The following is a 19,452-nucleotide window of genomic DNA, read 5'->3' on the forward strand; positions in this document are numbered from 1 at the left end:
ATTTTAATAACAAACGGATTATATTTACTGATAAAAACTATCAAAACTAGTTGAAGCTAATAAAGATGTTATTATAGCAATTTTTGTGAATTCAAGCTAAATTATTCTTTTAACATAGAAATGGCAAAACCACCTCCTCTAGCTTCGCGTATCTTGAGCACATCGCCCTTTCTTAAGGTTCTGTGAGTGATCACATAAGCTTCTGAATTTTTCTCGTAATCAGCATCAGGCGCATCTTGGTAGATAGTACAGTTGTACTTTCGTCCTTTGTCTAGAAAATCTAGCTTCACAACTGCGGTATGGCCATCTCCGTCGCACTTACCGCCAATAAACCAATTGTCTGTCCCCTTAGTTTTACGGGCTACAGTAATATATTTTGCAGGCTCAGCCTCCAAATATTTTGAATAAGCCCAGTCTAAAGGTACATCACGAACAAATTGCAGTGGATCATCATACTTCGCATAATTTTCAGGTGTATCTGCTACCATTTGTAGTGGACTATACATTATCATATAAAGAGCTAGTTGACCGACAAGAGTTGTATGGACATAATTTTGATTTTTGCTCCATGTACTTAGCTTTGTTTCAAAAATTCCTGGAGTATAGTCCATAGGTCCACCTTGCAGACGAGTAAATGGAAGGATGACAGTATGGTAAGGAGTATTACCACCAAAAGCCTCGTACTCTGTTCCACGTGCACTCTCATTAGCCACCATATTCGGATATGTTCGACAAAGCCCAGTTGGGCGGACAGCCTCGTGAGCATCCACCATAATATGGTGTTTGGAAGCCTCTTTGACGCAATACAAATAATGGTTATTAATAAATTGGCTGTAATGATGCTCACCTCGTGGAATAATATCCCCGACATAACCACTCTTAACAGCATCATAATTATATTTGTTCATCAGGTTGTAGGCAGCATCCAGATTACGCTCATAATTCCTTACCGAGGCGCTTGTCTCATGATGCATCATCAGTTTCACACCCTTATCATTAGCATAATCATTTAATGCCTTGATATCAAAATCCGGATAAGGTGTTATAAAGTCGAATACGTCATCCTTACTATGTCCGAACCAATCTTCCCAGCCTTCATCCCAGCCTTCGACAAGCACCTCGTCCAAATGGTTTTTAGCAGCAAAATCGATATACTTACGAACCTCAGCATTGTTAGCCCCGTGTGAGTTATTTGGCTTACATTTAGAATAGTCCGTAACACCTAAACGGACGGACGGAAGATCATCCGTGTAATTCCAAGTTTTAGCACCCACAATCATTTCCCACCACACACCGCAGTATTTAATGGGATGAATCCATGAAGTATCTTTTAATTTGCATGGCTCATTCAAATTCAGTATTAGTTTACATGATAGCATATCCCTGGCATCATCGCTTACTAACACTGTACGCCAAGGTGTATTAAATGGTGTCTGTATATATCCTTTCAGACCTTGTGCATCTGGAGTAAGCCAAGACTCGAAGATAAAATTCTTATCATCAAGATTCAGGTTCATCGTCGGATAATTGACGCATGCAGCTTCATGAATATTAATATATAATCCATTATTGCTCTTCATTTGCAAAGCTGTCTGGACACCCGTCGGAGAATATGTAGTCTGCGAAGCATTACTTGTTACAGCAGTCTTCATCAGACCACGAATCTGAGAAAGTCTGGATATCTGTGTTTCATACTCCTGCGTATCATAATCACCAGGTATCCAGTAAGCCATATTATCACCTGTCATTGCAAACTGTGTATGCTCTTCCTTAATAATAAAATAATTAAGATCTTTCTGCTGTGGAAATTCATACCGAAGCCCCATCCCATAATCATAGACACGGAACCGAATCACGATATTTCGGTTACTTGATTTCTGATAGAGATTGACTGCCATTTCATTATAATGGTTGCGAATAGTTGACGTCTCTCCCCAGACAGGTTCCCAAGTTTCATCAAATGTAGAATCATGAGCTGACGTTTCCGTAAAGCCATCTATTAGACTCGTCTCATTCGTTCCTTTCGAAGCATTCTTATTTTTAGCTAGTTCCAACCCCAAATGACTAGGTTTTATAACAGTCTTACGCTTATAGAACATCTCATAGGTAGGGACTCCATTTTCCGTAAGTGAAAATTTCACCAATACATTCCCATTCGGTGATTTTACTGTCTGAGCACATAGGCAATCAGGCAGTAAAATCATAAGAATAAGAATAATCTTTATTATCTTTTTCATCCTTTTTCTTCTCTTATTATAATAATTTATTTATTTCTCGATGACAACCATTGTCCAGTATTTCAAGGAAGGAATAGTAAACGTAACATAATCTCCTTGCTGCTTAAATTTAAGTTCTTGAGGAGCTCCACCATAATTATCAGGAGAAGCAACCCATATCTTCTTGACCGAAGAAGCATGCACCCCCAAAGGTAAGGATGTTATTGTCTCTGGTTCTGGCATGGAACCGTCCAGGTCGCGCCAACTTAAACTATTGGCTTTGACAAAGTTGAGAAGATGAATAACTTCTTTACCTTTAACCTCTTTGGCATACGCCGTTACTGTATTTAGCTTTGGAGGCCAGTTATTAATAATTACATTACTGTTTCCACTATAAATCTCGTCATAATTTTGAAGACCTTTATCTCTAAGGAAATTTTCATAAGCTGTAAAGAAATCATAATAATGAATGATTGCCGTTTTTAAAACGTCACTCATCTTTAACTTGCTGTTTGGAAAATATTCATTCCACAACATGTGATCGCCTAATTCAAGATGGTCAGCTCCAATGGCAAACATAACAGCATCAGTCAACAGCACACCAGGAGTGTTAAATTCAGATTGACTGCTGTTATAATTCATATAAGCGGCATAAACTTGAGCTAGGCTGTCATTATATGACTGATTGCCTTTCATAATGGAAAGTAAATCACTGAATGTTGACTCTCCACTCCATAATTCAGAGTACAAGAAATCAACATCACCAGTTCCTGCTATCTGTTGAGAACCAAAATTGGCAACCGCATTCATCACTAGACTCTTATTTAACTGGCGAGTCTTCATTTTTTTTATAAAAGAAGCGAAACCATCAGTAAGATTTAATTTACTCCCATAATAATCATAGACATTGCCCCTGTCTCCTACCTGGTCAATATGATAACCGTCAAAATCCAGACTGGCATAAACATCATCATTACGGTCGGCTATATAATTCTGCCAGTTCTCATTAGCAGCATCCATCAAATAGATGTCACTCTTCCATCCCGTCGGCATTGATAGTTTATCCATCGTAGCATGTCCTGCATCATCATACAGATGCCACTTCTCACTGACACCATCCTGCTTTGCATCATCCAAGGCCCCATAGCATAGATTATAAAACATTGCCTTCATACCATAAGCATGCTGAGTAGATATATAATCTTTGATAACACTAGTATAAATAGTACGGTTTGCAATATCTGTATAACTGTCCATCAAGTTTCCTTTTGCTCCTCCTAAAGGCCATTGATGTTTGTAATGCCAATCATAAAACTGGATACCATTGATATGGCAGCGATTGAGAAAAGACATGTCATCCTGAATTACAGAATGGGTCTTACTGCCATCGTATGTAGCCACAAAACCATAACGGGGGTATTTAGCCCAATCGGTAGATACATCGATAGCAATAGTACCATAGACGGTTTCTGTATGATCGTCATTTTGGGTATAAACATCAGCTAGATAACCAGTATAGTTAGCGGATGGGGCTGTCCAAGTCCATGCATTACTTGCCAAGTCATCACTGGTAACAACATCGTTCCCATGACGATAACGGATCTTAGCTCCTACTGGAATCTTACCAGAAGCTGTAATAGTAACTGTCTCTCCAGGTTTGTAAAGTGCTTTGTCCGTATTCAAATTTAAATTTAATTCAGAACTGATATTGACTGCTGGTTGCAACGTCTCTATATGAGAACTGTCAAACGCGACATTGTCACTACTACAAGATTGACATATCAGCGGAATAATCATTAATATAGGATACATTTTCATATTTATTATTATTTTTATTTTATATTGTAAACTATTGCTTAACAATAGAAACCGTCTCTTCAAGCTGATTAAGTGTAATTGTATAAGTTCCGGAAGTTGTAATTTTCCATTTTCTATCAATACTGGAAATATCAATATTTTTGTATTCCGCTTTTAGATAGTCATTGCTCATATCAATAAATAGAGCTTTTTCAGTCTGTCCAGTAGGTTTTTCATCATTCCCGTTGGCACACATGAACCAGCCTCCAAGCCAGTCACTTTGTTTGTCGCAAGAAAACTTTAGTTCACCAGCGTTAAGTATTCCTGTCCATGTAAAGATATAAGGACTGTCTGTAGCTGTCATTGGTGTGGCGTTGCCAAGGTCCCAGCCGCAGGGAGCTGCATCACCTACCAGATACATCATGCTGTAAGGTGTAAACTCACTCATCATCATATGCTCCTTGCCTGTCCGAATATCAACACAAATCTTATATGCTTTACCTGTCTCACTATCCTTCAGTTCCCATTTGTTGTCGGGCGTGAATCCGCTTACCAGCTGCATCGAAGTTTCTTTATAGGGGGCATTTCCCTGAGTTGGTTTATACATATATTCCCAACTGCCTTCTGATGTGCCGAATTTAAAATTACCGCCTTGATCAAAATAATGTCCATATCGGAAAAGAAAATTATCCAAAGGATCATGGGGCATATTAACGAAATTCCAACTTGTCATATCTCCTACAAAATAAAGATGGTCAAAGGCTGGTTTATTTCCTTCTTCCTGAGTTAATGTGACTTGGCCAGTAAGGAGATTTGCTGTCACCTTGTAATAATGGTCCACTGTGATTTGCCATTTACCGTCAGGTTGATCGTCACGGGTACGTAATACTACCGAGTCATTTTCATTCTTATTATATGATGGGAGAATTTGTCCAAGAGTCGTGATAAATTTCAAGTTGCCGGATTTTAAATTACCTTCCCAAGTGAAAAGACCGTTTTCTGTACGTGTCATCGCTGTTGCATTATCTGCACTCCAGCCATTTGGAGTCGCATCACCGATAAGATAAAGAGTGGTAGTAACAGCCTTATAGGGAGTCATCTGAAAAGTTAGAGAGTCTGTTTGAGCCTGATCTACTCCATTTACGATAGCACTGATACGGGCATCTATACTTGTAGGCTGTCCTGTTGTTCCGCCAAACTTATCTAGGATAAGATTGTTGATATTTTCTTCGTTTATACTCCATGTATAGACTTGTGATCCATTTGCCAAAGCTGTATACGGTTCCGCAAAATTAGTTCCTGCTTTAGCAAGTTTGAGTTGATAATAAATTCTATTACCTGTATCTGCATTATTTCCTGTTGTCCAATTCAGCGTAATCGCATTACTAGCATGGTTGATTTCCTGTAAATTATCAACTTTCTCGGCGGCGGTTAGGGTGAGTTGATTCATCCCTTTATCCAATTGTTTGTAGTCCTGATCGGTACAAGCTGAAAGTAATAGCCCTCCTAGCAATATTCCGATAAAACCATAAATATATTTTTTCATCATATTTCTTAATTTATTAATAACCTGGATTTTGTGTCATCAGAGGATTTGCATCAATCTCTGTCTGTGGAATCGGGAATAACAAGCGGTTTTTTGTCACATTTGTCTTTCCGATAGATTTGAGAAATTTCAAAGCATAATTGCCATGGTCCAGACGGATCATATCAAACCATCTATGTCCTTCAAAAGCGAGTTCCATACGCCGCTCATGAATAATTTTATCACGCATTTCTGACTGAGTAAGACCGGAAACGGCATCTAATCCAGCACGTTTACGTACTGTGTTAAGAGGTATTGCTGCTTGGTCTGTTTTGCCAAGTTCATTAAGAGCTTCTGCCTTCATGAGTAATACATCTGCATAACGATATACGACGAAGTTGGCTGGCGAAGTATTATATTCAGGGGAAATACTCTTTGGGATCAAGAATTTTCTCACATTATACCCAGTGTATGAATAAGAACTTTTATAGATTTTCCCATCAAAGTCAGGGCAACCTTCATAAAGAACCGTAAGATCTTTCCTCTTGTCACCATCTTCCCATTGACCCATAAATTCCGATGTAGGTTGATTCCAGCCGTAACAGCCGGCTACAAAGTTGGAATTACGTGGTCCCATAAAGGTAGACAACCAATTTGATTGAGGATTGTTCCCCCAGAAATCATACTCAGTATCTCCACTATATTGTACTTCAAATATTGATTCTGTTCCATTATTAACCTTTGCGTCAAAATTTGCGTCAAAATTACATTTGCTCAAATCGTAGCCAAGAGCTGTAACTGAATCACAGAGATTGACTACATTCTGATAATAGTCCGGATGGTCAGGTGCAAGCGTTAAGTACATATCTGCCATCATGGTCATGGCTGCATCCTTAGTAGCCCGTCCTAAATCTACTTTATTATATTCACTCTTAGTTGGTAAGAGATCCATAGCCTTCTGACTATCAGAATGAATCTGTTTGTAAACATCATTAGCAGAAGAACGGGCAATAGCTGTAGGTGTACCAGGGGCATAAGGTTCAAGTCGTAGAGGGATGCCTCCATATAGACGAACGAGAATATAATAATAATGTGCACGAAGAAAATATGCCTCTCCAAGACAGCGTTTTTGGAAATCATCCAAATTTTTTCCTTCTAGATCCTTGATCAAAATATTACATTGGCCAATGCCTACCCATGGTGAACGCCACATGTAAAGGGCCATGCCATTATCACTTCCTTCTGTGAAGTTAGAGGCCTGAACAGTTTCTATGCCATCAGTACCTCCACCAGCACCAACATTGCTGTTTCCTGAAACAATATCCAGCGTCCACAAACGCTGATTATACATATTTGAAGATTGGAGCGTTCGATAACAACCACTCGCCATAGCTGAAGCGACAGAATCTGTGACACTCGTCTCTGGATCTACTGTGTTCTTGGGTGCTTTGTCTAGAAAATTATCACTGCAAGACGTAACTGTTTGGACAGCTAGGACTGTCAAAAATACTATATTGAAAACCGATAACTTTTTCATGATGATATTTTAGAAGTTAACATTAAAACCAATATTGAAAGTTCTGGAAACTGGATAACTGGACAAATCTATGCCGTTAATGCCTACTTCCGGATCAAACCCAGAATAACCCGTGATAGTAGCTACATTCTCACAAGAAAGTGTTAGTCGAGCACTTTCAACAGAGAAAATTTTCATCCACTGTAACGGAAAATTATAAGAAAGAGATATTGTTTTTAAACGAAGATAAGATCCATTTTCCACAAAACGGTCTGAAATACGGTTATTGCCATTTGGATCACTATAGACGGCACGGGGTATAACGTTACTTGTTCCCTCTCCATTCCAACGTGAAAGAACATCGGTCAACTGGTTATAAGCAGCAGACATTCCTGTAAGGTCAATTTTATTAGCATTAAAAATTTTATTGCCAGCAACTCCTTGAAGGTAAATGCTCAGTTCAAATCCTCTCCAAGTCATACTGTTGTTTATTGAGAATAAATGGCTTGGATTAGGATTACCGATAACCGTACGGTCTTCATCATTGATTACACCATCATGATTAAGATCTTTGAAACGAATATCCCCAGGTTCTGCACCTACCTGTGAAGCATGGTCATGAACTTCTTTCTCATTTTGAAAGATTCCGTCAGTTACATAGCCGTAGAATACGTTGATAGGATAGCCTTTTGCCAACATAGTGACATAAGAATTATTAACCTGATTAATATAATAAGGGGTAGAACTGTTTAAATCATTGATCTTATTTTTATTATACGTATAGGATAGAAGAGTTTCCCAACCAAGAACCCCTTTAAGATTCTGGGTATGCAAAGTGATTTCTATTCCTTTATTGGTAACTTTACCAGCATTGGTGTAAGTAGTACTGGTATCCTCAAAACCTGATGTAATAGGAATCGAAGCTTTTACAAGCATATCGCTGGTCTTCTTGATATATGCATCAAAAGATAAATTAATTCGTGAATGGAACATTGTAGCATCAAAGCCAATATTTTTTTGAGCAACCTGTTCCCAGTGAATATTTGGATTAGCCAAAGTGGTGGAAATAAGTGCTGTCTGCTCATTGCCATCTGTACCAAAAGGATAGACACTTGTATTATAGGTGGGCATATAGCTGTAATTGCTTACACTGGCTTGGCTACCTGTAATTCCATATCCCATGCGGATTTTCAAGTCATTGAGTAACTCGTTCTGCTTAAACCATGGTTCTTCTGTCAGTCGCCATGCCATAGAAACAGATGGGAAAGTTCCCCAGCGATGATTGCGCCCAAATCGGCTTGAACCATCTTTACGTATGGTTGCTGTTATTAAATAACGGTTACTGTAATCGTAATTAGCACGAGCCATATAGGAAAACAGAGCCCATTCTGTCTCATTGCCACCAATCGCATACATCTTCTGGCCATTGTCCATTTCATGAACATTTTCGAAAGCGAAGAGATTTTTCTGTGCATTCAGATAGTCAAAATCATTCCATTGTGCAGAAGTACCTGCCATTAGAGAAACATGATGTTTCTCGGCAAAAATATGGTCATAGAGAAAATAATTATCCCAAAGGTAAGTAAATGACTTATTATTACTTTTATATCTGGAGCTTTGCTCTACAGGAATAGGTTTCCATGCATAAGCAGGAGTATAGTTATCCATATACCAGAATTTCGCATCAATACCCAAAGTACTTTTAAATTTCAAATCCTTACTAAAACTGATTTCACCTGTAATACTACCAAGAAGATTATAACCATTTGTCTTGTTTTGGTTCATTTCAGTAGGACCCACAGGATTTTTTGTAGAACCATACCATAAAGAGTTACCATTAGGTCCTGACCATTCACCGTTTTCATCTTTTACAGGAAAAATAGGAAGTGCACGATAAGTACTTCCCAAGTCGTAACTTCCCTGCTTCTTAACATCGGCACTCAAAGCAAGGCTATTTGAAAATTTGAGCCATTTTAGAACTTGAGCATCACTGTTAGCCTCGAAGGTATATCGACGATAACTGACACTTCTAACGGTACCCGTCTGGTTAAGAAAACCTCCCGACACATAATAATGGGCTTTATCTGATCCACCAGAATAGCTTAACGTGTAATTTTCAAGATAACCTGTACGAAAAACCTTGTCATTCCAGTTGGTTCCATTTCCGAGTGAAGAAGGAGCCGCCCATAAAGGGTTCTGATTATAACCAGCATTAGCCATCATCTCATTATTCAATTCTGCATATTGAGAAGCATTGAGAAGAGAAGGCTTTTTCGTAGCATTCTGAAATGAAAAATTTACGTTCAGTGAGAGGTGTCCTATGCCATCTTTACCTTTCTTAGTCGTAATCATAATTACTCCATTGGCACCACGAGATCCGTAAATAGCAGTTGCAGAAGCATCCTTCAATACATCCACCCGTTCTACATCAGCCATATTCAGATTATTCAATCCCAAATCAGTTGGTATACCATCTATGACGACAAGCGGATCACAGTTGTTGATAGATCCCAATCCTCTGATTTTAATAGAGACATTGTCACCAGGTTTACCAGCATCTACAACTTGCAGACCAGCGACTTTTCCTTGTAAAGATTGTCCTATGTTTGCAACAGGTTGCTCATTCAATTTTTTAGCATCAATGGATCCTATTGAACCCGTCAGATCACTCTTCTTCATCGTGCCATAACCAATAACCACAACTTCATTAAGTTGCTTGCTATTCTGAGATAGTTCAATGTTTAAAACTTGTCTGCCTTGAACCGGCACATTTTTTGTGGTATATCCCAAATAAGATATGGAAAGAGTTGCTGTAGAAGGAACCATAAAGATAAAATTACCATCCAAATCCGTAACAGTGGCATTTGCAGTACCCTTTTGGATTACCGTAGCTCCAATAATAGGTTCCCCGCTTTCGTCTTTTATGACTCCGTGGACCTTAATGTTTTGGGCGAAAAGGCTTAATGATAGTAGAACGCCTACGCTACAAAACACAATTCTTTTTGTCAATTGTTTAAAGATGTTCATAATAAAGATAAGTTTACATTTTGTTTAGATTTCTGTGGCAAAAATAGCTTATTATTCTACAAGTTAATCATGTAAGTATAGAATAAGTAGAACATTGAATATTTATGAAACCTATAACTCATTGATTATTATGGTTTTTCATAGAATTTTAAAAAACATTTAAGTAGATGTTTGATAATATCTTATTTTTTGTTATATTTGCAGAAATAATTTAAAAACCATGTTAAAACGCCTTTTATATACTATTTTTTTCTGTATGCTTGCGGGATTGTCCTGTCAGGCATCAAACCAGAGACTCCTTTTACGATTGGATAGTATTCTTTCCAATCGTGAAGCATATCACAATTCCAAAGAAATGTATATTAGTATACTTAAAAACTATGCTAAAAAAAAGCAAAGCAAGGAAGAACTGTTAAAAATTTATGAAGATCTTTATCAGGAATACTATGTATACCAATTTGATTCTGCTAGGGTATATATAAACAAAGCTATTCTCCTCTCCCAGCAAATAAAAGGAACTGATCATGTTATTCAAAACTTGCTCTATAAAGTGCAACTTTTTGGTATTGGAGGACTTTATAGTGAAGCATCCAATTTGCTGAATGCGATTCAAGTAAAGAAAATATCACCAAAGTTGTATTTCCTATATTATATTACTCGCTTTACTCTCTATTCATACAGGAGTGATTACTGTAATGATGACTATTATTCTCCAAGATATAGGGCATTGGCAGCATATAGCCTCAAAATGGCCATGCCATATTTGACCAGAAACATGCCGGAATACGATTTTTATCACGGTGAATACTATATATATGTCACGCGAAATGATAAAAAGGCTCTTGACTACTATTTCAAGACCATTCATCATCAGAAAGAAACTTCGCGATACTATGCAATGGCCAGCTTTGCTATTGCTAACAATTATAATGCGCATGGTGATACTGCTAAATATGAAAAATATCTCATTCAAGCTTGTATCGGCGATGCACTATGTAATACACGGGAAAATCTCGCATTGCAGGATCTTGCTATCTTTCTGTTCAAAGGAGGACAAAAAAGGGTAAATAATGTAGAACGTGCCGATAAATATATCAAGATTGCTTTGGAGGATGCAAAATTATATAATAACAGGCTTAGAATACTCGAAATATCACAAAAATTGCCAATAATTGTTTCAACTTACGAGAGTATGATTAAATCAAATAATAGCAAACTAGAATTCACTCTTATTATAATTTCCATACTTATCATCATATCTCTTTTCGGTATTGTTTTAATATTCCGACAAAACAAACTTCTTACTTTACATCGAAAACAATTATATAAGAGCAATGACCAGCTTATTCTGTTCAACAACCGATTGAACATTCTTAACTCTGAACTTCTTGATACTAATCGAAAAAGAGAAGGACTAGCTAAACTATATATTGACTTATGTGCCAAGTATATTGATAGGTTAAGTAAATATCAGAATTTAGTACAGAGAAAAATAAAAGCTCACCAAGTTGACGAACTTCTTAGCACAATATCTTCCTCGCGCTTGTCCGAAGAAAATGCTACGACATTTACGAATCGATTTGATAAAGCTTTTCTTGACCTTTATCCTACTTTTATTGATGAATTTAACAATCTTCTGATTGATCCACAACCCAAAAAGACAGGCAAAACCATCAAAAGCTCTATGACTAATGAACAGCGAATTTATGCTTTGATCCGGTTAGGTGTACTAGAAAGTTCAGAAATAGCATCTCTGCTTTTCTATTCCCCACAAACCATCTACAATTACCGCTCAACAGTAAAAAATAGAGCAAAAAATAAGGATACTTTTGAATATGATGTACAGAATCTCTGTACTATTATTAAATAATCCGAGTTGAACGAATTACTATTCGGTGTCAGAAGTTATATTCATTGTAGATTTTTTCCAAAAAGCATTTGGAATGACACCTACCGAATTTGGAAAGGGAATAAAGTAATGATAAGAAACGAGGGAAATATTTTGATTTTACCCTATTTTGCATTAACTTTGCAATCACATTAGTAATATAAATATGTTATGGAACAGAATTTTTTAATCTATAATACTCTTACTCGACATAAAGAGTTGTTCAAACCGTTGCATGCTCCTAATGTTGGTATGTATGTGTGCGGACCTACTGTTTATGGTGACGCGCATCTTGGACATGCACGTCCTGCGATAACTTTCGACATATTGTTCCGCTATCTTAAACATCAGGGCTATAAGGTGAGATATGTTCGCAATATCACTGATGTAGGTCATCTTGAGCATGATGCTGATGAGGGCGATGACAAGATTGAGAAGAAAGCTCGTCTTGAACAGCTTGAACCAATGGAGATTGCGCAGTATTACACAAATCGCTATCATGATGCTATGGAGGCGCTCAACGTGCTTCCACCGTCTATTGAACCTCATGCTACTGGTCATATCATTGAACAGGAAGAGTTGGTGAAGGAAATCCTTGCCAACGGTTATGCTTATGAGAGTAATGGTAGTGTGTATTTCGATGTAGTGAAATACGATAAAGATCATAAATACGGTATTCTTTCAGGTCGTAACCTTACCGACATGATAAATAATTCTCGCGAACTCAATGGTGTCAGCGAGAAGCATAATCAAGTAGATTTCGCTTTGTGGAAGAAGGCTCAGCCTGAACATATTATGCGTTGGCCTAGTCCTTGGAGTGTAGGCTTCCCAGGTTGGCATTGTGAGTGTACTGCAATGGGACGTAAATATCTAGGTAGTCATTTCGATATTCATGGTGGAGGTATGGATCTTGTCTTCCCTCATCACGAATGTGAGATAGCACAGGCTGTTGCAAGTCAGGGTGATCAGATGGTCCACTACTGGATGCACAACAACATGATAACTATAAACGGACAGAAGATGGGAAAGAGTCTTGGTAACTTCATCACTCTGGAACAGTTCTTCACGGGTAATCATGAGAGTCTTACTCAGGCTTACAGTCCTATGACGATAAGATTCTTCATTCTCTCTGCTCATTATCGTGGCACAGTTGATTTCTCTAACGAGGCTTTGATTGCTGCCCAGAAAGGCTATGAGAGACTGATGAACGGTATCTCTGATATAGATCGTATTCAGGTATCAAAAGAATGCGATGCTGAGACTGATAAATTTGTGAAGGCTTTGCGCCAGCGTTGCTATGATGCAATGAACGATGATTTGCAGACTCCTCTTGTTATCAGCTACCTGTTTGAGGCATGTCACCTTATCAATAACTTACTTGACCACAAGGCTCAGATTTGTGCAGAGTGTCTGAAGGAACTTTCAGAGACAATGAATCTTTTTGCTTTCGACTTGTTAGGTTTGAAGAGCGAGAAGGGTGCAAACAACGATGCACGTGAAGAGGCTTACGGAAAGGTAGTAGATATGGTTCTTCAGCTTCGTACAAAGGCAAAGACTGATAAGGACTGGGCTACGAGCGACCAGATACGTGATGCCCTTGCAAATGCTGGCTTCGAAGTTAAAGACACGAAGGATGGTGTCACTTGGAAGTTAAACAAATAAGATATACGAACTAGTATTGTCTAAATGAAATAAGCGCACAAGTCAATGTGTGCCTTTTAAATCCCCTCCCGTAAAGAGAGGGGATTTTAAATTGTAAAAATGTTAGCAAGTTCTTATGACAAGTTTTGAAATACTATTATAAATTTAATCAATGTTTAATATATAAAAGAAGATGAATTTTAAACTAATCAAGCGTATTATCTTAGTAATACTTTTAGCGTGTTCAATGCCGGCTGCGGCACAATTTAATTTTAAGAAAGTAATTGGTGGTGCATCAAAAGCTGTACAAGCTGTTGTAATTTCTGATGCTGATATGGCTGCATATGTAAAAGAGTATATTGACTGGATGGATAGCCATAATAAGGTGTGTGATGAAAAAAGCAAATACACTATTCGTCTGAATAAACTGACACAGGGATTGAGTGACGTTGAAGGTGTAAAATTGAATTTCAAGGTATATTATGTTACAGATATTAATGCATTTGCGTGCGCAGATGGCAGTGTCAGGGTATTTTCTTCGTTAATGGATATTATGACCGATGACGAATTACTTGGAGTTATAGGTCATGAAATAGGTCATGTGGCACATAAAGATTCTAAGAAAGCTTTTCGCACAGCCTTACTTACTTCTGCATTGAAGGATGCAGCGGCTTCACAGGGTGGAACAGTGGCTAAACTTACAGATTCCCAATTAGGTGATTTAGGTGAAGCGCTAGTAAACTCTACCTATTCTCAAAGTCAAGAGCGTAACGCGGATGATTATGGTTATGACTTTTTAAAAAGATCTGGGAAAAACCCTTGGGCAATGGCTTTGTCTTTCAAAAAGTTGAAAGAGTTACAAGATAAAGCTGGTGGAGAAAAGAACAGCAAGATTAATCAATTATTTTCTTCACATCCTGACTTAGTTACACGTATTGCTCGTATGGAAGAACGTGCGACAAAAGAGGGTATCGCAAAACCTACGAAGTAAAAGAGAACATTCCTCTTTATAACGAATTTGTGCAAATAAATATGTAAAATGGAGAAGTAGACTTGTTGTTGAAAGCTCTATATACAATTTCTTAATATACGAACTGCCTCAAAGCGAATACTTTAAGGCAGTTTTTTTGTTGTATCAAAACGTTCTCTATTTTGTCCTTCTTATTCATATATATATATTCCTATTTGCCTTTTAGCTTATCAGTTAGTATTGTTTTCAATTTATAAAGATAAGTGTTTTTGAAGATATGATTATTATAACGAATTTGTGTTAAAATTCTTCCCGTAAATAATAACGTACAATATTTTTGTCTATATTTACAAAAGAAAGAGGGGCTTATTCCCCTAATTTAATAACCACTCTAATGATAAATGATGAATGAAAAATTTAAAACAACAAGCGATGTTGATTCCATATATTGCCATTATTAATACTTAAACTATTATGGTTAGGCGCAGCCTACTTTAGTTGTGATGAATTATGATAAGGAAAGTATGTTCGATGCTTTTGTACTCAGCTTCACTTAGGTGAGTAATTATTACAAAATGAAGTGTATATATAAATGCTATACACATTTAAATAGTCTATTATGAAACGTAATTTTTGGAAAAGGTTTTCCTTGTTCTCAATATGTATTTTTCTGTGTTTGAGTAGCTCATCACAAAGTAAAATACTTAAAAATACCACTGTTCCCAATGTGGAAAATGATATATTGATTTGTGATAGTACGTCGAAACCAAGATTAAAATTCTTCGTCAAAAGGGATTATGATATTTTTGAGGCAAAAAAGAATACTACTGTCAAAGAATTGGATCGTGTTATGGATTTCGGGCTCCTTGAAGGTGATACTAGGGATAGCCTAATGTCTTTATGCAGATGTGCTGTTACTCAGGTTGCTAGGCCTGCTGAGATACAAAAACTTTGTACATCCAGATATTCGATGGTTATTAAGCTCTATGTCGGTAAAGGTGGAGTTGTGATTTATGATGAATTGGAGTTTAAAAGAGATTACAGTTCAATACTTTCGGATGTCCAAAAGTCTCAAATCTTAAAATTATTGTTGAAGTCTACGGTAAATAATGAACGTACTAGTAGAATAAAAGATTATACCATTATAAATTACTCTATTAATGCATTGTTTAAGAACAAAAACAAGTAATGCTTATTGCGATTGAGCGTGTATCATTTTAGCATTAAAAACTCAAAGGAAAGTATTACTCTAGATTTTATAATATAAATGGATGGAACAATCTGAAAATATACTTACTGTTAAGCACTTGAAGAAGTCTTATAAAACCTCCTCTGGTGCTATTGATGTTCTCAAAGATGTAAATTTAGAGCTTGGTAATGGCGTGACAGCTATTCTAGGACCTAATGGGGTCGGGAAGACGACATTAATCAAGATATGTACTGATTTGCTCAATTTCGATGAAGGACAAGTCGCTTATTGTGGTAAAGATTTGAAAAGCATGACTAAAAAGGAGAAAAGCCAAACTTTTTCTCTGTTGTCTGAAGGAAGTCGCAATCTGTATTACAAACTTACGCCACTAGAAAACATCAAGTATTTCGCCACATTGAGAGGTCTTTCTTTTGAAACCATCAAGGAGTATAGTCTCAATCTATTTCAGAAACTCAATCTGTATGAGAAAAAGGGAGAAATGGTAGAAAATCTATCAAGAGGTATGCAGCAGAAAGTTGCCGTTGTATGTGCATTGAGCATGAATACCCCCGTGACTTTCTTAGACGAGCCAACTCTTGGACTTGATATGGAGAGCAGTATCAACTTGAGTAAATTCCTTAGAGGTCCTGAATTCACTTCAAATAGATCTATTATCATCACATCCCATGACTTTAGTTTCATTGAAAATACTGCCACTCAGATATACAAATTGCAGGATGGAATGATGGTAGAGAAGAAAGATATTGGAGAAAGCGACGATACATTTATCATACGAATTAATCATCCGGATATTGATAAAATAAATGATGATGGTTTAGAAGTTATTGACGCATGTGGCCAATATTGCACCATTAAGATATCGACTTCTTCTTTACTGTTAGGCGAAGAGATACATAAATTGAACGATGCTGGTCACGAGATCGTTTGTGTAGAGGCTGCGAATCAAAATATTACGAATTTCTATCTAAATAAAGAACCATGAAATACTATTTGAATTTATTTATCCAAGAATTTGAGAAGACATGTAAAATCGCAATGCGATACAAGTTTGACACAATATTCTATATATTTTTCTGGGCAGTTTTAAGCGTAATCGTATCCCATGTTCTTTGCGCTAAGCATCCGAGCAATGTACCGATATTTGTCAGTTCATTTATGATTTGGCTCATTACCAATAATAGTTTCATATCTATTGTAGAATCTATTATGAAAGAAAACACTCAAGGCACTTTGGAACAGTTATATCTTAATGCGCGTTCCTTCTATAGCCTACTAATCATAAAGGGAGTTGCCGTAAGTATATTATCCATCATAGAATCAATGCTTACTTTATCCTTATGTTTATTGTTTGTGCCAAATGTGAAATTTAGTATGATATTGCAATGGATCTACGTTTTACCATTGCTCCTTATTGCAATATTCTCACTCATTGGTATTGGTATGACGTGTGCCTCGTTTGCTTTGAAATACAAAAATATCTCAAATTTCTACAGCATGGTATCGTCCATACTTTTTGGTATTCTTACTTATGGAGCAATCTTCTTAAACAAGAAACCGATATTGACGATACTCTTTCCCTTTGCTAAGGCTAACGCAACTATCCAATTATTCTTGAGAGGAAAAACCCAAATCAGTGCAAATGCCTATATCATCATAATTATCAATGACCTGCTCATGATGGCATTAGGTTATGTTGTTTTGAAATATTATCTAAAAGAATCCAAGAAGTCTGGTTCCTTGTCTAAATTCTAAGGGAAGCTTCATGTTATGAAGACAAGTATTTAGCAATCAAGGATATTAATCTGCTGGGGAAAACGGATTTATACAATGCTACTATCGAATTTCGATAGTAGCATTATCTGTCAAGCTACGTGTGAGCTTCCAAGTTACGGAATCTCGCTTAGTATCCTCACGGAATTTGAGATGGACACCATGGATGTTTGATTGCTTGAAATCGGCAGGATTGGAGACAGAATCACTCGTTACTCCTACGTGAAAACTGCCAAGACAATTTACGGTGACTTCTTCACCATTAAGAAGGTGATCATGGATTACATCTATCAACTCTGTAAGTACCAACTTCACGTCGCTGCATGTGGCGGAACAGTTTCTTTGTATCTCATCGGAAATTTCGTTCATGTCAATTTTACCTGTCTTTCTAGTTCGTGCAAAATGTTTTTCCTCACTTCTGGACTTCTCTAGTGTGCATTGTATTGCCATATTTTTTTTAGTTTTAAAATCCAATATCCTACATGTTTTTGCGTAACTATTTGCAATTCAGTTTGTTAGATTATGTATGATTACCTAAAAACATACATGGAACGGAGTAATAAGGCCCATATCACTCAGAAGTCCTACATGCGTTGCAGAGTAATATGGGCCTTATTACTCAACGGCGCAACGAAAATGGTGATTTTGTTATTGTTGCGCTGGCTGATTATTCTGTTATAATGAGCAGGTATTCCATACTAACTGTTACTCTTCTTGATTAAAATCCACGGTTAGGCAAAAGTCGTTCTACCTTTGCCTGTGTTTTATGGTTGCAATCAATCAATTTATAGTGTTTCCTTATTCTATTTTTTTTATGTCGTAGAAATTGGGTAAAGACCATGTATGATTCATGTATGAAACATGTATGATATGGCTATATCATACATTAGCAAACGTATTGATAGTAAGCGATTTAACCCTAGCATGTATGTTATGTATGTTTTTTTTAACATTTTTAGAATTTTCGTTTTCCATGTGTCGATTAGCGATGCAAAGATAGAATTGCACTTGGGGAGGAAATACAAAAGAGAGCATACGAAACATACGTGTGTCATAAATAATAACAACGTTTTTGGGGTATGTTTAATTCGTTGTGCAAACGATTGTGCAATTTTTATATAAAACAATTGGGGGGATATGTTTGATATTTCGGAAATAATGCTATATTTGCACTTGATTTTTAAAAAACAAATAATTATGAATAAAGATAATCTACTTTTAACGAGTAATGGGGATGAATCAAAGGATGCATCTGCTGACATAGATTTCAATATGTGGCTTTTGGAGTTCCTTGATAGAAAAGTTTAAGTTTTAGGTACATTTTCTCGACATGAAATATTATAATCGCGAAAATAATATGGGCTGGCACATCACAATATGCCAGCCCATATTTTTTTCATGTCTCCATGAAATAAGAATATTATTTTGTTATGTGTGAACGTACAAGATCAGAAACGACCTTGCCGTCAGCAGAACTCCATTTTTCTTTTACTTCCTTTATCACCGCACCCATCTGCTTTTGTTCTATTCCGTCAGGATAAGAAGACTTGATGAAAGCATCTATTTCGTCATTTGAAGGAGCCTGAGGAAGTAGGGTTTCTAAAATGATGTATTCAGCCTTTTCGTTGTCGGCAAGGTCTTGGCGGTTGTTAGCAAGATATATTTTTTCGCTTTCCTGGCGTTCTTTCACCATTTTGCGTATAATCTGAATCTCTGCGGCATCGTCTAGAGGTTTTGCGTTTTTCGCGGTTGTGAACTTTAGAAACTCACTCTTAAGAAGGCGGTAAACTGCTGACTTCTCTTTGTCACCAGACTTCATAGAAGTCATAATCATTTTGTTGATTTCACTGTTATACATAAGCTTATATATTATATGTGTTTGCTTGTTAATG

General features: G+C 36.9%; 14 protein-coding genes. 6 read left to right on the top strand and 8 right to left on the bottom strand.

What is annotated here, in order from left to right; all coding sequences use genetic code 11:
- Nucleotides 1–101 precede the first annotated feature (101 nt).
- From B045_RS0104790 to B045_RS0104810, 5 genes are read right to left on the bottom strand one after another with little or no spacing between them, the layout of a single operon-like run.
- A complete protein-coding gene (locus tag B045_RS0104790; RefSeq protein ID WP_018463134.1) occupies nucleotides 102–2,237 on the bottom strand; it encodes a glycoside hydrolase family 97 protein in 2,136 nt (711 codons plus the stop codon).
- A gap of 30 nt (nucleotides 2,238–2,267) precedes the next feature.
- Nucleotides 2,268–4,034 (bottom strand): endo-dextranase, encoded by a 1,767-nt coding sequence (locus B045_RS0104795; RefSeq protein WP_018463135.1) that lies wholly within the window; start codon nucleotides 4,032–4,034, stop codon nucleotides 2,268–2,270.
- Between the two features lie 31 nt (nucleotides 4,035–4,065).
- Nucleotides 4,066–5,559 carry a SusF/SusE family outer membrane protein gene (locus B045_RS0104800; RefSeq protein ID WP_025882704.1) on the bottom strand — a complete coding sequence of 498 codons (1,494 nt, stop codon included), beginning with the start codon at nucleotides 5,557–5,559 and terminating at the stop codon, nucleotides 4,066–4,068.
- A 16-nt stretch (nucleotides 5,560–5,575) separates the two neighbouring features.
- Nucleotides 5,576–7,075, bottom strand: coding sequence for a RagB/SusD family nutrient uptake outer membrane protein (locus tag B045_RS0104805; protein WP_018463137.1), 1,500 nt, complete (start codon nucleotides 7,073–7,075; stop codon nucleotides 5,576–5,578).
- A gap of 9 nt (nucleotides 7,076–7,084) precedes the next feature.
- Entirely contained in the window at nucleotides 7,085–10,081 is a 2,997-nt protein-coding gene (locus B045_RS0104810) for a SusC/RagA family TonB-linked outer membrane protein (protein WP_025882706.1), read from the bottom strand.
- A 220-nt stretch (nucleotides 10,082–10,301) separates the two neighbouring features.
- Here B045_RS0104810 and B045_RS0104815 point away from each other — a divergent pair, with 220 nt between their 5' ends.
- The 5 genes from B045_RS0104815 (at nucleotide 10,302) to B045_RS0104835 (ending at nucleotide 16,772) form a co-directional block, all read left to right on the top strand.
- Complete coding sequence (locus B045_RS0104815; protein ID WP_018463140.1) at nucleotides 10,302–11,951, top strand: DUF6377 domain-containing protein; 1,650 nt, start codon at nucleotides 10,302–10,304, stop codon at nucleotides 11,949–11,951.
- A gap of 189 nt (nucleotides 11,952–12,140) precedes the next feature.
- Complete coding sequence (cysS, locus tag B045_RS0104820) at nucleotides 12,141–13,631, top strand: cysteine--tRNA ligase (protein WP_018463141.1); 1,491 nt, start codon at nucleotides 12,141–12,143, stop codon at nucleotides 13,629–13,631.
- Between the two features lie 172 nt (nucleotides 13,632–13,803).
- Nucleotides 13,804–14,601, top strand: coding sequence for a M48 family metallopeptidase (locus tag B045_RS0104825; RefSeq protein ID WP_025882710.1), 798 nt, complete (start codon nucleotides 13,804–13,806; stop codon nucleotides 14,599–14,601).
- A gap of 655 nt (nucleotides 14,602–15,256) precedes the next feature.
- Complete coding sequence (locus B045_RS15280) at nucleotides 15,257–15,769, top strand: hypothetical protein (protein ID WP_025882712.1); 513 nt, start codon at nucleotides 15,257–15,259, stop codon at nucleotides 15,767–15,769.
- Between the two features lie 82 nt (nucleotides 15,770–15,851).
- Nucleotides 15,852–16,772: an ATP-binding cassette domain-containing protein gene (locus B045_RS0104835; protein ID WP_018463144.1), complete on the top strand. Its 921-nt coding sequence runs from the start codon at nucleotides 15,852–15,854 to the stop codon at nucleotides 16,770–16,772.
- Nucleotides 16,773–16,851: 79 nt separating this feature from the next.
- Here B045_RS0104835 and B045_RS15770 read toward each other — a convergent pair whose 3' ends face one another.
- Nucleotides 16,852–16,977 (bottom strand): hypothetical protein, encoded by a 126-nt coding sequence (locus B045_RS15770; RefSeq protein ID WP_262502954.1) that lies wholly within the window; start codon nucleotides 16,975–16,977, stop codon nucleotides 16,852–16,854.
- Nucleotides 16,978–16,996: 19 nt separating this feature from the next.
- Here B045_RS15770 and B045_RS0104840 point away from each other — a divergent pair, with 19 nt between their 5' ends.
- Nucleotides 16,997–17,542 (top strand): ABC transporter, encoded by a 546-nt coding sequence (locus tag B045_RS0104840; protein WP_238311951.1) that lies wholly within the window; start codon nucleotides 16,997–16,999, stop codon nucleotides 17,540–17,542.
- Nucleotides 17,543–17,623: 81 nt separating this feature from the next.
- On the opposite strand, the gene B045_RS14275 is transcribed toward B045_RS0104840, so the two are convergent.
- Complete coding sequence (locus B045_RS14275) at nucleotides 17,624–18,010, bottom strand: HU family DNA-binding protein (protein ID WP_025882715.1); 387 nt, start codon at nucleotides 18,008–18,010, stop codon at nucleotides 17,624–17,626.
- A 970-nt stretch (nucleotides 18,011–18,980) separates the two neighbouring features.
- Nucleotides 18,981–19,418, bottom strand: coding sequence for a GatB/YqeY domain-containing protein (locus B045_RS0104860; protein WP_018463149.1), 438 nt, complete (start codon nucleotides 19,416–19,418; stop codon nucleotides 18,981–18,983).
- Nucleotides 19,419–19,452: the final 34 nt, after the last annotated feature.

It is taken from the genome of Segatella paludivivens DSM 17968 = JCM 13650, from assembly GCF_000373185.1.
GTDB classification, from domain to species: domain Bacteria; phylum Bacteroidota; class Bacteroidia; order Bacteroidales; family Bacteroidaceae; genus Prevotella; species Prevotella paludivivens.

Excerpts from the sequence above, each read along its gene's own strand:
- B045_RS0104815 (WP_018463140.1), top strand. The coding sequence starts at position 10,302 with ATGTTAAAACGCCTTTTATATACTATTTTTTTCTGTATGCTTGCGGGA.
- B045_RS0104800 (WP_025882704.1), bottom strand. The coding sequence starts at position 5,559 with ATGAAAAAATATATTTATGGTTTTATCGGAATATTGCTAGGAGGGCTA.
- B045_RS0104840 (WP_238311951.1), top strand. The coding sequence starts at position 16,997 with ATGAAAGAAAACACTCAAGGCACTTTGGAACAGTTATATCTTAATGCG.
- B045_RS14275 (WP_025882715.1), bottom strand. The coding sequence starts at position 18,010 with ATGGCAATACAATGCACACTAGAGAAGTCCAGAAGTGAGGAAAAACAT.
- B045_RS0104795 (WP_018463135.1), bottom strand. The coding sequence starts at position 4,034 with ATGAAAATGTATCCTATATTAATGATTATTCCGCTGATATGTCAATCT.
- B045_RS0104860 (WP_018463149.1), bottom strand. The coding sequence starts at position 19,418 with ATGTATAACAGTGAAATCAACAAAATGATTATGACTTCTATGAAGTCT.
- B045_RS0104810 (WP_025882706.1), bottom strand. The coding sequence starts at position 10,081 with ATGAACATCTTTAAACAATTGACAAAAAGAATTGTGTTTTGTAGCGTA.
- B045_RS0104790 (WP_018463134.1), bottom strand. The coding sequence starts at position 2,237 with ATGAAAAAGATAATAAAGATTATTCTTATTCTTATGATTTTACTGCCT.
- B045_RS0104805 (WP_018463137.1), bottom strand. The coding sequence starts at position 7,075 with ATGAAAAAGTTATCGGTTTTCAATATAGTATTTTTGACAGTCCTAGCT.
- B045_RS0104835 (WP_018463144.1), top strand. The coding sequence starts at position 15,852 with ATGGAACAATCTGAAAATATACTTACTGTTAAGCACTTGAAGAAGTCT.
- cysS (WP_018463141.1), top strand. The coding sequence starts at position 12,141 with ATGGAACAGAATTTTTTAATCTATAATACTCTTACTCGACATAAAGAG.
- B045_RS15770 (WP_262502954.1), bottom strand. The coding sequence starts at position 16,977 with ATGAAACTATTATTGGTAATGAGCCAAATCATAAATGAACTGACAAAT.
- B045_RS0104825 (WP_025882710.1), top strand. The coding sequence starts at position 13,804 with ATGAATTTTAAACTAATCAAGCGTATTATCTTAGTAATACTTTTAGCG.